Source organism: Polaromonas sp. P3_B1, assembly GCF_056402935.1.
Map to the genome: position 1 here is coordinate 13,467 of NZ_JBFUGK010000025.1, position 16,352 is coordinate 29,818.

Annotated in this window: 15 protein-coding genes; 7 read left to right on the plus strand and 8 right to left on the minus strand. The window is 68.4% G+C overall.

All coding sequences use genetic code 11. The features are described 5' to 3' along the window. Nucleotides 1-4: 4 nt before the first annotated feature. From AC1DXS_RS15315 to AC1DXS_RS15340, 6 genes are all read right to left on the minus strand, one after another. Nucleotides 5-2,368, minus strand: coding sequence for an ABC transporter permease (locus AC1DXS_RS15315; protein ID WP_477738342.1), 2,364 nt, complete (start codon nucleotides 2,366-2,368; stop codon nucleotides 5-7). A gap of 4 nt (nucleotides 2,369-2,372) precedes the next feature. Beyond that, nucleotides 2,373-3,068 carry an ABC transporter ATP-binding protein gene (locus tag AC1DXS_RS15320; protein WP_477738405.1) on the minus strand — a complete coding sequence of 232 codons (696 nt, stop codon included), beginning with the start codon at nucleotides 3,066-3,068 and terminating at the stop codon, nucleotides 2,373-2,375. Nucleotides 3,069-3,308: 240 nt separating this feature from the next. Beyond that, complete coding sequence (locus tag AC1DXS_RS15325) at nucleotides 3,309-3,956, minus strand: nitroreductase family protein (RefSeq protein WP_477738343.1); 648 nt, start codon at nucleotides 3,954-3,956, stop codon at nucleotides 3,309-3,311. Nucleotides 3,957-3,993: 37 nt separating this feature from the next. After that, on the minus strand, nucleotides 3,994-4,917 hold the full coding sequence (locus AC1DXS_RS15330; protein WP_477738344.1) for a ribose-phosphate pyrophosphokinase: 924 nt from the start codon (nucleotides 4,915-4,917) through the stop codon (nucleotides 3,994-3,996). Continuing rightward, nucleotides 4,914-6,443: a thymidine phosphorylase family protein gene (locus tag AC1DXS_RS15335; RefSeq protein WP_477738345.1), complete on the minus strand. Its 1,530-nt coding sequence runs from the start codon at nucleotides 6,441-6,443 to the stop codon at nucleotides 4,914-4,916. The genes AC1DXS_RS15330 and AC1DXS_RS15335 overlap by 4 nt, the downstream gene beginning before the upstream one ends. 76 nt (nucleotides 6,444-6,519) lie before the next feature. Further along, nucleotides 6,520-7,983: a bifunctional aminoglycoside phosphotransferase/ATP-binding protein gene (locus AC1DXS_RS15340; RefSeq protein ID WP_477738346.1), complete on the minus strand. Its 1,464-nt coding sequence runs from the start codon at nucleotides 7,981-7,983 to the stop codon at nucleotides 6,520-6,522. A gap of 170 nt (nucleotides 7,984-8,153) precedes the next feature. Between AC1DXS_RS15340 and AC1DXS_RS15345 the strand changes: the two genes are divergently transcribed. Genes AC1DXS_RS15345 through AC1DXS_RS15365 form a run of 5 tightly spaced genes read left to right on the plus strand, consistent with a single transcriptional unit; the run spans nucleotide 8,154 to nucleotide 11,898 of the window. Further along, complete coding sequence (locus AC1DXS_RS15345) at nucleotides 8,154-8,582, plus strand: DUF1924 domain-containing protein (protein WP_477738347.1); 429 nt, start codon at nucleotides 8,154-8,156, stop codon at nucleotides 8,580-8,582. 34 nt (nucleotides 8,583-8,616) lie between these two features. Then, entirely contained in the window at nucleotides 8,617-9,096 is a 480-nt protein-coding gene (locus AC1DXS_RS15350; RefSeq protein WP_477738348.1) for a diheme cytochrome c, read from the plus strand. After that, nucleotides 9,068-9,835, plus strand: coding sequence for a cytochrome b/b6 domain-containing protein (locus AC1DXS_RS15355; protein ID WP_477738349.1), 768 nt, complete (start codon nucleotides 9,068-9,070; stop codon nucleotides 9,833-9,835). Before AC1DXS_RS15350 ends, AC1DXS_RS15355 begins: the two co-directional genes overlap by 29 nt. Before the next feature lie 33 nt (nucleotides 9,836-9,868). Continuing rightward, nucleotides 9,869-10,540: a response regulator gene (locus AC1DXS_RS15360; RefSeq protein WP_477738350.1), complete on the plus strand. Its 672-nt coding sequence runs from the start codon at nucleotides 9,869-9,871 to the stop codon at nucleotides 10,538-10,540. Then, the gene (locus AC1DXS_RS15365) at nucleotides 10,540-11,898 is read left to right on the plus strand and encodes an ATP-binding protein (RefSeq protein WP_477738406.1); all 1,359 of its coding nucleotides are present in this window, start codon (nucleotides 10,540-10,542) and stop codon (nucleotides 11,896-11,898) included. Before AC1DXS_RS15360 ends, AC1DXS_RS15365 begins: the two co-directional genes overlap by 1 nt. A gap of 96 nt (nucleotides 11,899-11,994) precedes the next feature. On the opposite strand, the gene AC1DXS_RS15370 is transcribed toward AC1DXS_RS15365, so the two are convergent. Continuing rightward, nucleotides 11,995-12,453, minus strand: coding sequence for a universal stress protein (locus tag AC1DXS_RS15370; RefSeq protein ID WP_477738351.1), 459 nt, complete (start codon nucleotides 12,451-12,453; stop codon nucleotides 11,995-11,997). 70 nt (nucleotides 12,454-12,523) lie between these two features. Beyond that, on the minus strand, nucleotides 12,524-12,910 hold the full coding sequence (locus AC1DXS_RS15375; RefSeq protein ID WP_477738352.1) for a TraR/DksA family transcriptional regulator: 387 nt from the start codon (nucleotides 12,908-12,910) through the stop codon (nucleotides 12,524-12,526). A 239-nt stretch (nucleotides 12,911-13,149) separates the two neighbouring features. Between AC1DXS_RS15375 and AC1DXS_RS15380 the strand changes: the two genes are divergently transcribed. Then, entirely contained in the window at nucleotides 13,150-13,755 is a 606-nt protein-coding gene (locus tag AC1DXS_RS15380; protein ID WP_477738353.1) for a hypothetical protein, read from the plus strand. A gap of 33 nt (nucleotides 13,756-13,788) precedes the next feature. Further along, nucleotides 13,789-16,344, plus strand: a complete 2,556-nt coding sequence (locus AC1DXS_RS15385) for a cation-translocating P-type ATPase (RefSeq protein ID WP_477738354.1) — start codon at nucleotides 13,789-13,791, stop codon at nucleotides 16,342-16,344. Nucleotides 16,345-16,352: the final 8 nt, after the last annotated feature.

The following is a 16,352-nucleotide window of genomic DNA, read 5'->3' on the forward strand; positions in this document are numbered from 1 at the left end:
CGCCTTACTCCCGCGTCTTGAGGGCGGCCACCATGTCCAGCGCATCGATCCGCCGGCGCACCACGAGCGCGCTGGCCACGCCGGCGGCCACCACGCACAGCGCGGCCCAGGCATAGGTGCGCGCGCGGATCAGCACGGGAAAGTAGAACTGGTCGGAACGCATCAGCTCGACGATGCCGTGCGTCAGGGCCCAGCCCATCGCCATGCCCAGCGGCAGCGCGACGGCAATGCCCAGCGCCAGCTCGCCCAGCAGCAGCAGGGAGACTTCGGCGCGCGTGAAGCCCAGCACGCGCAGGCTCGCCAGTTCCCAGGTCCTCTCGGACAGCGCGATGCGCGCGTTGTTGTAGACCACGCCCACGGCGATCACGGCCGCGAAGGCCGTGAGCACGCTGCTCATGATCAGGATGTTGCGCGCCGTGACTTCCCGCATGTTGCGCAGCATGGTGGCCTTGCTGAAGGCCCCGGCGATGCGCGGCATGGCCTGCGTGGCCTGGAGCACCGCCGGGGCAGTCCCTTGCTCCACATACAGGCTGAACAGCGACGCGACATCGCCCTCGCCGAGCAGCCGGTTGAGCGCGCGGCGGTCCATGTAGGCGTTCAGGCCCATCATGTCGCGCACGATGCGGGTGACCACCACCTCGCGCACCGGGCGCCGGCCTTCCCGGACCTCCACGGTCACCGTGTCCCCGACGCGCAGGTCGAGCTTGGCCGCAAGCCGGTCGCTCATCAGCAGGCCGTCCGGGGCCGGCACCACCTCATGCCGGTCCACGTTGATGACGCGGCGCAGCGATGGGGGCTGGGCATAGCCCTGGATGGTGCCGGTTTCCCGGCGCTGGCCGTGCACGAAGCGCACCGCCGCGCCGCGGCCCGCCTCGACCTGCAGCACCCCCGGCAGGCGCGCCAGCAGCCTTGCCGCCCCGGCGTCCACCGGGTCGGTCGTCCATACCGCGATGTCCGCGCGCATGGCGAGGTTGAACGAGGTGTCGACGATCACCTCGATGGCGTCGCGAAAGAAGTTTCCCATGATGACAATGGCCACCGCCGCCGCGATCCCGCCCGTCGTCACCGCCGCCCGCAGCGGCCGGCGCTCGATGTTGCGCAGGATCATCCGCAAGGCCGCCGCGGGCCGCAGGTGCGGCACGCGTTCGAGCAGCGAGCGCCGGAAACGGCCGGGCGCCGGGGGTTGCATCGCCTCCGCCGGCGCAAGCCGGACCGTCGCGGCGATCGCCGTGAGCGTGCCCAGCGCGGCCGTGACCGAGACGATGGCCAGGCTCGCCACCACCAGCGGCGGCGAAACGATGTGATCGAACCCCGGGAAAAAAAAGATCTGCGCATACAGCCCCGCCAGCATCACGCCCAGCCACTTGCCCAGGGCCAGGCCGGCCAGCCAGCCGGCGCCGACCATGGGCGCCATGAGCTTGAGGTAGTGCAGCGCGATGCTGCTGTTGCGATAGCCCAGCGCCTTGAGCGCCGCAACCTGCTCCCGCTGGGTTGCCACCAGCCGCGCGGCCACCACGTGCAGCAGGAAGGCCGCCACCGCCAGGAAAATCAGCGGCAGCACGGTGCCGAGGATGCGTTGTTCGTGGATCTCGTTGTCCAGCATGGCATGGGAGGTCTGCTCGGTTCGCCCGTGCGCCGGCTGGCCTCCACTGTCCGACAGCAGCGCGTCCACCGCCTCGGCCACGGCGGATTCCGAAGCCTGGGGCGTCAGCTTCAGCGCCACATGGTTAAAGGCCCCGTCCATGTCCATGGCGGCGGCCAGCTCATCCTTGTCTACCCAGAACACGCCGAAGGCGCGCAGGTCGGGCATGCCCCACAGCCCCGCGAAGATGTATTCGGGCGACAGGGCGATGCCGGTGATGCGAAGCACGCGCTGCTTGCCGTTGACCAGCGCCGTCACCTGCGAGCCCGGCTCCAGGTGGTGTGCCAGCGCGAATCCCCGCGACACGGCCGCCTCCAGGGCGCCCGCGCGCGAGCCCGTCGCGGGCAGCCGGCCCGCGTACAGCCTCACGAGGTTCAGCCGCTGCGGCGCGCGGCTATCCAGCCCGATCAGCTGGCCCACGACCGGCTCCGTGCTGCCGGGCACGGAAACGCGCGCGGAGGCCTCCACCGTGGACTGGACGTCGACCACGCCGGGCACTTCGGCCAGGCGCAGCGCCAGTTCCTGCGGGGCGCGCCGCACCACCGCGAAGACGTCGGCAAAATGCCCGTCCGCGTAGAAGCGCTCGCGCGCCAGCGACAAAGTGTCCACGGCCGAAAGGCAGGCGATAAAACCGCCTATGCCGCTGGCCACGACCAGCGCGATCGTCAGCGCCTGGCTCCACAGCAGGCGCAGGTCGCGCAGCACTTTGCGGTCCAGCGCCGTCATGCCGTCACCATGACAGTTCCGCCGGTGTCAGCTTGCGCGCGGGCACCTCGATGCCTGCGACGCGGCCGTCCACGAGCCTGACCACGCGGTCCGCCATGCCCGCGATGGCCGCGTTGTGCGTGATCACGATGGCCGTGGTTCCCAGGCTGGTGTTGATTTGCGCGATCACTTCCAGCACCAGCTTGCCGGTGGCGTAGTCCAGCGCGCCTGTCGGTTCATCGCACAGCAGCAGGCGCGGCCGCTTCGCGATGGCGCGCGCGATGGCCACGCGTTGCTGCTCGCCACCGGAAAGTTGCGACGGAAAATGGTCGCGCCGATGCGACAAGGCCACCAGGGCCAGCGCCTCGTCCGCCGGCATAGGCTTGTCCGCGATGTCGGTCACCAGTTCCACGTTCTCGCGCACCGTGAGGCTGGGGATGAGGTTGTAGAACTGGAACACAAAGCCCACATGCCCGCGCCTGTACGCGGTGAGCTCCGCGTCGCCGGCGTCGTGCAGCGCACGGCCGTCGAATTCAAGCTCGCCGCTGGTGGGAACGTCCAGCCCACCGATGATGTTGAGCAGCGTCGATTTCCCGCTACCCGATGCGCCCAGAAGCACGATGAACTCGCCGGACTGCACCTCCAGATTGACGTCGCGAAGCGCGCGCACGGCCGTCTCGCCCGCGCCATAGGTCTTGCAAAGCTGGTGCACGGCGAGCACCGGCTTGCCGGCCGCCGGCGGCTGCGTGTCAGGCGCGCCCGCAGGGGTTTGCGGCTGGCCCGTGATGGCGGCAATGTCATGAAAGTGGCTGGACACGGAAATTTCCTTGCGCTACGGCTACCGCACAGGTGGGCAAATCAGCGCGAGATGCGGTCGTTGCAGCCGTAGCGGCGACTCTAGGCCGTGCCCGGCGGTGATGGCTTGATTTCCATCAAGGCCCGCGGCTTTGGTGGGCGCGGATCATGCCGCCGCCGGGTAGCCAACGGTCTGCGAGAGCAGGACCTGCTGGTCGTGCGTCAGGCCCAGCGCGTCGGCGATCGCCTCGCGGTCTATCCAGGCGCGCAGCACCGCGCCCAGGCCGCTGCTGGCGGTATAGAGGTAGACGTTTTGCGCCATGGCCCCGGCCGCGACGTGGGCGTAGGCCTCGCGCCGGCCGGCGGGGATGAAGCCCATGCGCGCCTGGTTCACGACATAAACCAGGTCCAGGGGCGCGTCATCGACGAAGTCCTGGTAACCCGTGACACGCCGCAGGTCGGCGCCCGCGGCCAGCTGCAATTCATGCCTGGCGGCGTCGTAGCGATAAGCGCCCGTGGGCAGGGCGGCAAAAATATCGATTTCGTGCGAGCCGAGCGCCGAAGGCGCCGTGCGCCCGCCCCCGTCGCGGTTGACGCCGCCGGCCGCCCACAGCAGGTTGGACAGCAGTTGCCGCGGCAAGTTGTCCCGTTTGTATTCACGGCGGGAGCGGCGCGCGGCCAGCGCTTCCATCAGCGGCAGGCCGCCCAGCCTGTCGGGCGGCGGCAGGGTGAGCACGGGGGCCGCATCGCCCAGCGAAGGCAGGGGCCGCAGTTTGCCCATCAGGCCGAGGGCGAATTTACTCATGGTGGTCATGCTGTTGCTCCTTGGGATGTTGCTGAAGTCGCGGGTTTCAGGCCGGCTGGCTTGTTGCGCCCTGGTCCGCGTAGATTTGGCGCACGGCGCAAGCCAGCAAGGGGGCCATGCGAATGGCGTTGGAGGGGTGGCTGATCGTGTCACAGCTCAGTACGCGCGACACACCCGCTTCAAGCAACCGGTGCTGGGCCTGTGCGTCAAACAGAGCATGCACGGCGATGCAAATGGGGGCGCCCAGCCCGTTTTTTTTCAGCAGGCTCGCCGCGGCGAGCATGGTTTCGCCCGTGGAAACAATGTCGTCGAGCAGCACCGGCACGTGCCCCGGCCAGCGTTCGGGGCTTGCCAGCCTGACGCCCACGTCCCGGTCGCCGCGCCGCGTTTTGCGCAGCACGCTCCAGGGGGCGCCGGCCAGCCTAGCGACTTCGGCGACCCACTGCGCGCTCTCCTCGTCGGGCCCGATCAGCCAGGGCGACGCGACATGGCCGCGCAGCCAGCGGGCAATCAGGGGGGCCGCCGGTACCACCTGCGTGCGGATGGAATAGATCTCGCCCAGCCCGTGCACGCGGTGCAGGTGCGGGTCGACGGTCACCAGGAAGTCCAGCGACGCGGACAGCAGCCGCGCGTAGCTGCGCGAGGTGACGGCTTCGCCGGGATGAAAGCGCTTGTCCTGCCGCATATAGGCCAGGTAGGGCGCCACCAGGCCGACCTGCGAGGCGCCCAGTTCGCGCGCCGCGTCCGCCGCAAAAAACAGCGGCAGTGTCTTGGCGTCCGGCTGGTCCAGGCTGCCGGCCAGCATGACGCAGCAGCCCTCGACCGCGGCGTCTATGCGTACGCCGGTCTCGCCGTCGGGGAAATGGTGCAGCGCCAGCTCGCTCCAGCCGCAGCGCAGGCTGCGCGCCAGCGCCGCGGCCAGCGGCGCCCCGCCGGGCAGGGCGAGGACCAGCATCGGTTCGCGCTTCATCGCGCATCCTCCATCACATGCACGGCTTCGGCCTGCGTGGTGGCGTATTCCAGCGCATAGGCCAGCTCGCCCGGCGAGGCCGCGTGCAGCGTGAACAAGGGCTGGCCGCGCTCCACGACCGCGCCCAGCTGCACATTCATGGCGATGCCGGCGCAAGCCGAGATGGGCGCTCCCGCGAGTTTGGCGATGCGGGCCAGGCGCCGGTTGTCGATGGCGATCACGGTGCCGGCGCGCGGCGAAGGCACGGGCTGGCGGCAAGCGGCCAGCGGGGGTTCGCGCAGGCCGCCCTGCGCTTCGCAGATCTCCTGGAATTTTTTCCAGGCGCGCCCGTCCTCGAGCACGGCGGTGGCCAGCGCGATGCCGCCGCCGGCCGGCGCGGCGCCGCCGAACTCAAGAATCTGCCCGGCAAGGTGCAGGGAGCGCTGCGCGAGATCGGCCGGCGCGCCATCCTCGCGGCGCAGCACCGCCAGCACATCGCGCGCCTCCAGCGCGGGGCCTATGCCGCGGCCCACGGGCGCCACACCGTCCGTCTGCACCACGCGCATCCGCAGGCCCAGGGCCTGGCCCACTTGCTCAAGTTGCCGCGCAAGCTGGTGGGCGGCATGCGCGCTGCGAACCTTGGCGGTCAGCCCGACGGGCATGTCGATCAGCACATGCGTGGCACCGGCTGCAGCCTTCTTCGACAGGATGGAAGCGACAAGCTGCCCCTGGCTGTCCAGGTCCAGCGGGCGCTCGACGCGGATCAGCACATCGTCGGCCGGACTGAGCCGCACGGCGCCGCCCCAGACGATGCAGCCGCCGGTGCGCTCGACCGTGCGGCGTATCTGCGCCACGTCCAGGTCCACCGGCGCCAGGGTCTCCATGGTGTCGGCCGTTCCGGCGGGTGAGGTGATGGCGCGCGACGAGGTTTTGGGCATGCGCAGCCCGCAGGCCGCGATGATGGGCACGATGACCATGGTGGTCCGGTTGCCGGGCAGGCCGCCCACGCAATGCTTGTCCATGACCGGTCCTTCGCCCCAGTGCATGCGCTCGCCGACGTTGACCATGGCGCGCGTGAGCGCGATGGTTTCGTCCGTATCCAGGTGCTCGCCCGCGCAGGCGGTCACAAAGGCTGCAAGCTGCAGGTCCGAATAGCGGCCCGCCGCAACGTCCCCGATCACGGCATCAATGGCCGCCTGGCCCAGGCGCTTTCCGTAGACCTTGGCGCGCACATGGCCCAGCGATTCGAGCGGCGCGGGGTGGTGCAGCGAAACCTCCGCATCCGGCCTCGCGCCAAGCAGGCGCCAGGCGGCCTCGGACAAGCCGGCTTCATCCGGCGACAGAAAGTCGCCGCTGACCACATTGAGCGTCGCCACGATGGTGCGGCCGTCCAGCCGCAGCTCCACCCGCGACTGCGCTTCGAAGCCTTCCGAGCGGCAGACGGGGCAGTCGTGGTGCATGTAGAGCACCGGTTCCTGGTAGGTGTCTATGCCCAGCCTGCGCAGGCGCAAGCGGTTGGCGGTGGGCGTGTGGGGAGTTTCTTGCATGGCGGTGTTTCCTGCCACTGTAGGCACGGTGAGCGCCGCCGGCCTTGATAAAACGCAAGTGCGGGCCGCGTGCGCGTCACCCGGGCGGAGGCGGCGCTTGCGTGAAAGCGCGTTCCCGCGCGGACAGCGCTTGCGCCGTCTCCCGCAGGCGGTCCAGCACGGCGGCGTCGGCTTCGGAGGCATCCCCCCGGCGGGCCAGCAGGCGCGCGCGCAGCACGGCCAGGGGCGCTTCACAGGCCACGATGCAAAACGGCACCCCCAGGGCCAGCGCCAGTGCATGCGCCCGCTCGCGCTCGGTGCGGCGCAGGAAGGCCGCGTCGAGAATCACCGGGTATCCCGCTTGCAGGGCTGTGCGCGCCACGGCAAAGAGGTGCGCGTAGATACGCACTGTGGTGTCGGCCTGGTACAGGTCCACCCCTTTGGCACGCGAATCCTCCAGCATGCCCAGGCCGTGCAGGCGTTTGCGTTCAACGTCGGAGCGCAGGCGGATCGCGCCCTCCCGTTCGACGATGCGCTGCGAGGCAAAGGTTTTGCCGGAGCCCGGCAAGCCATGGGTGATGAACAGGCGGGCATTGCCGGGTGCGGCCCAGGCCAGCGCCGTGTCCAGGTAGCGGCGCGCGGCTGGGCTGTCGGCACTGCGCAACTGCTCCACCTGAGCCCGGACCAGTGCCCGGTAGACGACGGAAAAGCGCAGCGCCGGCAGGCCGCCGTGGTCGCCCGTCACATCCAGCCAGGCATTGAGGAAGCGGAAACACAGGTCCCGCCGCTGATGGGCCCAAAGGTCCATCACCACAAAAGCGATGTCGTCCAGCACGTCTATCCAGCGCAACGCCGGCTCGAACTCAATGCCGTCGAAGGCCGCAACACCGCCCTCCAGGCGCACGACGTTGGCCAGGTGCAGGTCGCCGTGGCATTCGCGCACATGGCCGTCCGCCAGCCGCGCGGTCCACAGCGGCGCGAGGACCATCGCCTCGGCCTCGAGCCAGGCCTTGAGCGCGGCGTGCGCGGCCTCGTCCATCAGCGGCCGCGCGCCGTCAAGCGCGGCCAGCGCCGCCTGCCGGCGTTGCGGTGGGCCCGCGAAACCACCGGCGGCCTCGGCACGCGGCGCGCTTGCATGAAAGCCGGCCAGCAGCGCGGCCAGTTCGTCAATGTCCGCCGCACCCAGATCGCCCGCCTCGGCTTTTTCGCTGAACAGGGCGCCCGGCGCAAAGCGGCGCATGCGCACCGCGTATTCGAGCACCGGTCCCTCGCCATCCAGTTGCGGTGAATGCGGCGCTCCCGTGATGCGCGTGACCCCCAGGTACAGCGAAGGCGCGAGCCGCCGGTTCAGGCGGACTTCTTCTTCGCAGAAGTGCCGCCTGGCCTGCAGGCCGGCGTAGTCGACGAAGGGCAGTCGAAGCGGCTTCTTGATTTTCCAGGCCAGCTCCGGCCCCAGCAGCACCCAGGAGATGTGCGTCTCTATCACCCGCGCGCCCGCAACACCGGCCAGCGTATGGACCAGCTCGCGGGCGGAAAGAAGGGCCTCGTCTTGGATGGGCATGGCAAGAGGATAGGCCGGGACCGGGAACTCCGTTTGATTCCGGTCAAACGGGCGTGTCAAACAGGGTCGGCGCCTCCTGCGGCCGCAATTTCGGGCACAGCGCATTCCGCTTAAGAAAACCCTAAGGACGGCGCAACATCATGAAGCCATTCAAAAAAGAGGTATCTCCCATGAACTTTTCGTCGTCGCCCCCATGCCGCAGGGGTCTCCGCCTCGCAATCGCCGCAGCCTGCCTCACCGGCACGGTATGTACGCAGGTCGTCCGGGCAGCCACGCCGGCGGAGATGTTGGGCGGCTACACCGCCCAAGCCGGTGCGCCTGCCGTGCCGGCCCGGGGCCAGCAGCTGTTCACCACGCGGCAGGGCCGCGAATGGAGCTGCGCTTCCTGCCACGGCACCGTGCCCACGCAGGCTGGCAAACACGCCTCCACCGGCAAGTCGATCGGCCCCTTGGCGCCGGCCTTCAACCCTGAGCGTTTTACGGATGCAGTGAAAACCGAAAAATGGTTCCGCCGCAACTGCAACGACGTGCTGGGCCGCGAATGCAGCGCAGCCGAAAAGGCCGATGTGCTGAGCTGGCTGCTCACGCTCAAGCCCTGACGCCGGCAACACACCCTCCGGAAAGGAAAACATCATGGTTCTTCATCTTCGTTCCCGCTTCTACACCTACTGCGCCGGCCTGCTTGCCGCAGTGGGCGTTGCGCACACCGCGCTGGCCGACGGCGGGCGTCTGGTGCCGCTGCTGCCGAAGTACCAGCAGGAATGCGCCGCCTGCCATGTGGCTTACCCGCCGGGCATGCTGCCTGCCGCGTCGTGGCAGCGCGTAATGGGCAACCTGAAGAACCATTACGGCACCGACGCTTCGCTGGACGCGGCCACGGTCAAGGACCTGTCCGTCTGGCTGGACACCCACGCGGGTACCTACAAACGCGTGAGGCAAGAGCCGCCGCAGGATCGCATCACCCGTTCCGCGTGGTTCATCCGCAAACACGATGAGGTGGCACCCGCCACCTGGAAACTGCCGGCGGTCAAAAGCGCAGCCAACTGCATCGCCTGCCATACACGAGCTGACCAAGGAGAATTCAATGAGCGCGACATCCGCATCCCCCGCTGACACGGCGGGCACCCCTTCGGCCGACCCTTCGGCTGAAATACCCGCTCAAGCACAGGCCGCGGCCAGGGTGCTTGTCTGGGACGCGCCGGTGCGTGTTTTCCACTGGTTGCTGGTGCTCAGTTTTACGGGGGCCTACATTACCGCCGAAAGCGAAAGCTGGCGACTGCTGCATGTCACGCTGGGCTACACCATGGCCGGTTTGGTGATCTTTCGTGTGCTCTGGGGCCTGATCGGCACGCGTTACGCGCGTTTTTCCAGCTTTGTGCGCGGACCGCGCGCGGTGGCAGGCTACCTGCGTGCCCTGCTGCGCCGCCGGCCGGAGCGCCATGTCGGACACAATCCGGCCGGCGCGATGGCCATCGTGGCGCTTTTGGGGCTGGCCGCGCTGATCGCGGCGACGGGCTGGGCCACCTACAGCGATCTTGGTGGCGGCTGGCTGGAAGACCTGCATGAGCTGGCCGCCAACACCATGCTGGCGGTGGTGGGGCTGCATATTGCCGGTGTGCTGGCTGCCAGCTGGTTGCACCGTGAGAACCTGGTGTGGGCCATGGTCACCGGCTACAAGACCGGCCGCCCTCAGGACGCTGTTGCACGGGCCTGGCGCAGCGTGGCAATCCTGATGCTCGTGGCGGTGCTGGGCTTCTGGTGGCTGCAATGGCAAGGCGCTCCCTCCGGCCGCCTGATGGACCGGCCCGCAGCAGCGGCGAAAGCTGCCGGCGTGGAGGGTGATCACGACTGAGCGCCTCCGTGGAACAAATGGGACAATCGCCGCATGCGCATCCTGCTTGCTGAAGACGACACGCTGCTGGGTGACGGCCTGCAGTCCGGCCTGAGACAGCTTGGCTTTCAGGTTGACTGGGTTCGCGATGGCATGGCCGCGGAACGCGAGTTGCGCGCACAGGTCTATGACGCCGCCGTGCTCGACCTCGGATTGCCGCGCAAGGACGGCCTGGAGGTCCTGGCCGGCATCCGGCGGGCGGGCTTCTTGACCCCTGTGCTGGTACTGACAGCCCGCGACGCGGTGCCGGACCGCATACGCGGGCTCGATGTCGGGGCCGATGACTACGTTGTCAAGCCGGTCGATATGCAGGAACTCGCCGCCCGCCTGCGCGCGCTGGTGCGCCGTGCGCACGGCCAGCCGCAGGAGTGCCTGCGTGCGCAGGATGTCGTGCTCGACCCGGCCGCCCGCTCCGTGCACCAGGCTGGCCAGCCCGTCACACTGTCTACCCGCGAGTTTGACCTGTTGCAAGCGCTCATGCTCAGCGCCAACCGTGTCCTTTCCCGTGAACAGCTTGAGCAGCAGCTCTACAGCTGGGGCAAGGAGGTGGAGAGCAACGCCGTGGAAGTTCATGTCCACAACCTGCGGCGCAAGCTGGGCAGCGCGCTGGTCCATACGGTGCGTGGTGTCGGTTATATGTTGCAGCGCGACGCGCCGAAATCGTGATTCCGCGGCCGAGCTCCCTGCAGGGCCGCCTGATGGCCATGGTGCTTTCCGTGGTGCTGACGGTCTGGCTGGCGACCGCGGCGCTGACATGGCTGGATGCGAGCCATGAACTTGACGAGCTGCTTGATGGCCACCTGGCCCAGGCTGCCGCCCTGTTGGTGGTGCAGCAGGCCAAGGAGCTGGAGGAGGGCGACCGTGGCGTTGATACGCCCACACTGCACCGCTACGCGCCCAAGGTGATGTTCCAGGTGTTTCATGAGAACCGGCTTACGCTGCGTTCTGCCAACGCACCTGTCATGCCCATGGTCGAGCGCAGCAAACATTTCAAAACCGGCTTCACCACCGTGCAGATCGCCGGCTCAGCGTGGCGGGTGTTTGCCACCTACGGCGCAGAGGAGGATGTGCAGGTGTATGTGGGGGAGCAAACGGGCTCCCGCAACGACATTTTGCTGGCGGTGCTGCGCAGCACGCTGTGGCCCATGGCCCTGGCGCTTCCTTTGCTTGCCCTTGCGCTGTGGTGGGCCGTGTACCGCGGTGTTGCACCCATGCGCCGGCTCGGCCACGCGCTGGCCGAGCGGCAACCGGCGTCCATAGTGCCGCTTGCCGTGAACGACGTGCCATCGGAGATGGTGCCCATGGTTGATGCCCTGAACGTCCTGTTTGCGCGCATCGCTGCGCTGCTGGAATCTGAACGGCGCTTTACCGCCGACGCCGCCCACGAATTGCGCACACCGATTGCCGCCATCCGGGCACAGGCCGAGGTGGCGCTGGGCGAAACCGCCGAAGGGCCGCGAAGGCTCGCGCTGCACAACACGCTCGAGGGCTGCGACCGGGCGGCACGGCTTGTGGAGCAACTGCTGACCCTGTCGAGGCTGGATGCGGTGGCACTGCCGGCGTCTGCGCCAGTGAACATGAGTGCATTGGTGCGGCGCGTGGTCGCAGAGCTGGCACCCAAGGCCATCAGCAAAAACCAGACGCTGGAGCTGGACGCCGCGCAATCCTGCCATCTTCAGGGCGACGAAATCCTGCTGACCGTGCTGGTGCGCAACCTTATAGACAACGCGGTGAGATACAGCCCTGGGATGGCGCGCGTGAAAGTGTCGGTTCAGCAGCAGGATGGACGGGTGGTTTTGCGTGTGGAAGACAGCGGCCCGGGCATGACCGAAGGCGAACGCCAGCGGCTGGGTGAGCGGTTTTTCCGGGTGACCGGCAACACCGAAAGCGGCAGCGGGCTAGGCTGGTCCATTGTGCGGCGCATCGCGGCCGTGCATGGGATGCTGCTGCAAGTTGAAGCTTCGACCGAACTGGGCGGTCTTATGGTGCGGGTGCTTGGGCCGCAGGAGTTGAGCCCGCCTTAAATGGCCGCGCGGATTCCCGTTGCTGGACCTTACCGTGTTGAGTCCCGTGGTCCTGTCCGCGGTTCACGCCACAAGTGAGCCGGCTTTCGGCGAAATTCAACTCTCTGGATGCGCGCTGCGGACCACCAGGACCGGCACAGGCGCCAGCCGCAGGATCTGTTCCGCGCCGCTGCCCAGCAGCACGCGCCCCAGGCCGCGCCGGCCGTGCGAGCCGACCACCACGAGGTCGGCGCCCCAATGCCTGGCCGCCGTGGCCACGGCTTCGCCCAGGCGACTTCCGGGTTCATCGAGCAAAACCTGGCTGACCTCCACACCCGCCGACTGGGCCACGGCCATGGCATCGGCCAACACCTTGGCCCCGCCCTCGCGCATCATGCCGGCCAGATCTGCCGGATAGCCGCCATAGGGGTCCATGCCGCCCAGGTAGGCCATCTCGTTGACGAAATACACCAGCCGCACGCTGGCGCCGGTCTCACGCGCCATTTGCAGGGCGGCGACCAGGGCTTTGGTGGAGGTGTCGCTGCCATCCACAGGGATCAGGATTCGTTTGAACATGGTGAGCGCCTTATCAGGATTGGAACGTCATGAATGTTGACGACGCCTGGGGATGGTGTATTGACGCGGATCAAGCGCCGGTGAATGGGTGCGATGTTGTTTCGCCGGCGGTCTGGCAGGCCACGCAGAACGCGGCGGCCGGCAGCGCTTGCAGGCGGCGCAGGTCGATGGGCTTGCCGCATTCAACGCATTGGCCGAAGCTGCCCTCCCGCAAGCGGCGGCTGGCCGCCAGCACCTGGGACAGCTCTATCGCGGCGCGCGCCTCATCCATGGCCGCCATGTCGGATTGCGACTCCCGCTCGGCAAGGTCCTTGAAGTCCTGCACCTCCCCGTTGCCGGGCTGTGCATCGCTGAGTGCCTTTTTGTTGCCCGTATCCAGGGCGGCCCTTAATTCGGTTTCGCGCCGGGCCAGGATGTCGCCGAAGTGTGCTGCCAGTGAGTTGTCGTAGTGCTTCATGAGGAGGCCTGGAAAAAGTGAAGGGTCTTTGTGTCTGTTTCAACCATGATTTTCATGACGCTTGAGAACACTGATGTTGATCTGGCGCAAGCAGGGGTGAAGCAGGGGGGCGCCCCGGGCCTGAATGACGCTTCCAATCCTGCATAAAGCTGTCATTGCGCGCCGGTTGCGCCAAGTCAAGTGCTTTGTCGCCCGGCCTGGCCATCATGGCTGACCCCGACTCCATTGAAAGGCTCACCGTGAATACCAACACTTTTGTGATTGCCGCCGCCTTTGCCGCAGGCGCCATGGGCTGCGCGGCCGGTGACGCCCGGGCCCAGGCCCCTGAAAAAACCCAGGCGCCCACCGCAGCCTCCAGCGCGCCGGCGGGTGTGGCCGCGCGTTCAAAGGCGGTCGCGCAGAAAGCCGCGCAGGAGGCGGCCGATTCCGCCCGCGCGGCGGCCGACCTGGTCAAGCTCACGCTGCAGCTGGCCGAAACCGCCGCCCAGGATGTTTCGCATCGAGCCGCCGCGAATATCCGGGAGCAGGCGCTCAAGGCGGACGAAGCCGCCGCAAAGGCCCGCGAGAAAGCCGAGCAGGCGGCTGCCGCGGCCACCGACGACATGAAAAAGCTGGCGGCGAAGGCGGCCGAGGCGGCCAGGCGGGCCRCATCCGCCGTGCGCGCGGCATCGGGGCGCGCCGAGGACGCCCTGCGCAAGGCCGGCCGGCCCGACGAGGCGCAAACGCGCAAAGCCATGAAGGCAACGCAGGATGCCCTGAGAAGCGCGGAAAAAGCCGCTCAGGAGTCGGCCGAGGCCGGCCGGCAGGCAGCGGACAAGGGCGCGGATTCCGGCGCCAAAAAATAGGTGGCGGATCCGCTTGCCGGTCCCCCCGGAAAAATGAGCACCGTAGCTCGAACCACCGGCTCGCGAAAACCCGCACCCGGTGTCCTGGGGCTGAGTGACGAGGAAGCCGCCGCGCGGCTGCGGGCGGACGGCCCCAACCTGCTGCCCGGCAGCGAGCGGCAAAGCTTCTGGCGAACGGCCGTGGGCGTTGTGAAGGAGCCCATGTTCCTCATGCTGCTCGCGGCGGGCGGGGGTTATCTGGTGCTGGGGGACACGGCCGAGGCCGCGTTTTTGCTGGCCTCGGTTTTCCTGATCGTTGCGTTGACGCTGTTCCAGGAGCGCAAAACGCAGCGCGCGCTGCAAGCCTTGCGCGAGCTGTCGGCGCCTCGTGCGCTGGTCCTGCGGGACGGCAGGGAGCTTCGCATCGCCTGCCGCGAAGTGGTCCGCGGTGATGTCCTGGTGCTGCGCGAGGGGGACCGCATCGCCGCCGATGCCGACTTGCTGGAAGGGGCCCTGGAGGCCGATGAATCGCTGCTGACCGGCGAATCCGTGCCCAGACCCAAGCTGCCGCGTTCAGAGACCGGTCGCGGCGACGAGCCCGACGGCGAAAGCGGCGCGGCGCTGTATGCTGGCACCGTGGTCACGCAGGGAAGGGGACTCGCGCGGGTGCAGGCCACTGCGGGCCGGACCGCGATGGGCCGCATCGGCGTGGCGCTGGCGACGACGCAGGCCCCGGCCTCGAGGCTGTACCGGCAGTCACGGCGCATTGTGCGGGGTTTCGCCGCCGCCGGGCTGGCGGTGGCCGTGCTGCTGGTCCTGCTGGGCTGGCTCAGGGATGGGCAGGGCTTTGTCGCCAGCCTGCTGCCGGCGATCGCTTTTGCGATGGCGGTATTGCCGGAGGAGATTCCCGTCGTTCTCGCGGTGTTCCTGGCGCTGGCGGCCTGGCGCCTGTCACGGCAAAAAATCCTCACGCGCCGGGTCGACGCCGTCGAGGTGCTGGGCGCCATCACGGTGCTGGCCGTGGACAAGACCGGAACCTTGACCTTGAACCGCATGGAACTGGTGGAGCTGGCGGGCGCCACCACTGTGTTCAGGGCCGGCAGCAATGCGCCGCTTCCCCAGGCGCTCACGGAACTGGCCGAATGCGCCATGCTGGCCACGCCGCTCAAGCCTTTTGATCCCATGGAAAAAGCCATACGGGTACTCGGAAACGGCCGCCTGGCCCCGGATTCCAGGGCGCGCCTGGGTATTGAGCCAGTGCGGCAATACCCGCTCACGCCGCAGTTTCTGGCCGTCACCCATGCTTACGACAGCGGCGCGCCCGGGCGGTATTTCCTGGCCTGCAAGGGGGCGCCGGAAGCCGTCATGGGCCTGTGCCGGCTTGAGGCGCACAGGCGTGAGGCCGTGCAATTGCAGGTGCAGGACATGGCCGCCAGGGGTTTGCGCGTCCTCGGCGTGGCGTGCGGCGACTGGGTGGGGACCGGTTTGCCCGCGGGCCAGCAGGAACTTGCCTTGCGCTTTGTCGGCTTGCTGGGCCTGGCCGATCCGCTGCGGCCGACGGTGCCGCAAGCGGTCCGGGATTGCCGCGAGGCGGGCATTCGCGTGATCATGATGACGGGGGACCACCCCGTGACAGCCAGCGCGATTGCCGGCCAGGCGGGCCTGCCCAATCCCTCCGATGTGCTCACGGGCAAGGACATCGATGCGCTCGATGATGACGCGTTGCGCATCCGCTTGAGGAGCGCCTCCATCTGCGCGCGGCTGCGGCCCGAGCAGAAATTGCGGCTGGTGCGCGCGCTGCAGGCCGACGGCGGCACGGTGGGGATGACGGGCGACGGCGTCAACGACGCGCCAGCGCTCAAGGCCGCCGATGCCGGGATCGCCATGGGCGAGCGCGGGACCGACGTGGCCCGTGAAGCCGCCGCCCTGGTGCTGCTGGACGACAGCTTTTCCAGCATCGCAACGGCCATACGCCAGGGCCGCCACGTCGACGACAACATTCGCAGCGCCGTGCGCTTCATCTTCGCGGTGCACGCACCCATCGTGGCGCTGGCCCTGGTTCCGGCCTTGCTGCGCTGGCCGGTTCTGCTGTTGCCGGCGCAGATCGTGCTGCTTGAACTGATCATCGACCCGGCCTGCTCCATCCTGTTTGAGGCGCAGCCGGCGGATCCCGAGCTGATGCGCCGCCCGCCCAAGCCGGCCTCGGATTCGCCCTTCGCCTTGCGCAACATGAGCTACGGCCTGCTGCAGGGCTTCGGCCTGGCGCTGGCCCTGCTCGCGGCCAACAGTTTTATGCTGGGGCAGGGCTGGCAGGCGGCCGAGATACGCACGACGCTGTTCCTGGGCCTGGTCGCGGGCCTGTTTCTTCTGGTGCTGGTCCATCGCCATGCGGTGGACATCCTCAGGAACGCCTGGCTGCCGCGCCTGGCCACGGCGGTTGTCCTGGTTCTTTTGCTGGTGCTGTGGCAGCCCTGGCTGCGAGGAGTCATGGGTTTTGTCCTGCCGTCCGGACGCGGCGGCGCCTGGCTGTTGCTGATCCTGGGTGCCATGACGCTGTGGCTGCTGGCCTTGCGCCAGGTTTCAGTGGCCCTGCAAGGCCGCCGCCCTTGATTTAGCTC

Coding starts and splice junctions, on each gene's coding strand:
- AC1DXS_RS15375 (WP_477738352.1), bottom strand. CDS start 12,910: ATGAAGCACTACGACAACTCACTGGCAGCACACTTCGGCGACATCCTG.
- AC1DXS_RS15325 (WP_477738343.1), bottom strand. CDS start 3,956: ATGACCACCATGAGTAAATTCGCCCTCGGCCTGATGGGCAAACTGCGG.
- AC1DXS_RS15355 (WP_477738349.1), top strand. CDS start 9,068: ATGAGCGCGACATCCGCATCCCCCGCTGACACGGCGGGCACCCCTTCG.
- AC1DXS_RS15350 (WP_477738348.1), top strand. CDS start 8,617: ATGGTTCTTCATCTTCGTTCCCGCTTCTACACCTACTGCGCCGGCCTG.
- AC1DXS_RS15335 (WP_477738345.1), bottom strand. CDS start 6,443: ATGCAAGAAACTCCCCACACGCCCACCGCCAACCGCTTGCGCCTGCGC.
- AC1DXS_RS15360 (WP_477738350.1), top strand. CDS start 9,869: ATGCGCATCCTGCTTGCTGAAGACGACACGCTGCTGGGTGACGGCCTG.
- AC1DXS_RS15330 (WP_477738344.1), bottom strand. CDS start 4,917: ATGAAGCGCGAACCGATGCTGGTCCTCGCCCTGCCCGGCGGGGCGCCG.
- AC1DXS_RS15315 (WP_477738342.1), bottom strand. CDS start 2,368: ATGACGGCGCTGGACCGCAAAGTGCTGCGCGACCTGCGCCTGCTGTGG.
- AC1DXS_RS15370 (WP_477738351.1), bottom strand. CDS start 12,453: ATGTTCAAACGAATCCTGATCCCTGTGGATGGCAGCGACACCTCCACC.
- AC1DXS_RS15385 (WP_477738354.1), top strand. CDS start 13,789: ATGAGCACCGTAGCTCGAACCACCGGCTCGCGAAAACCCGCACCCGGT.
- AC1DXS_RS15345 (WP_477738347.1), top strand. CDS start 8,154: ATGAACTTTTCGTCGTCGCCCCCATGCCGCAGGGGTCTCCGCCTCGCA.
- AC1DXS_RS15340 (WP_477738346.1), bottom strand. CDS start 7,983: ATGCCCATCCAAGACGAGGCCCTTCTTTCCGCCCGCGAGCTGGTCCAT.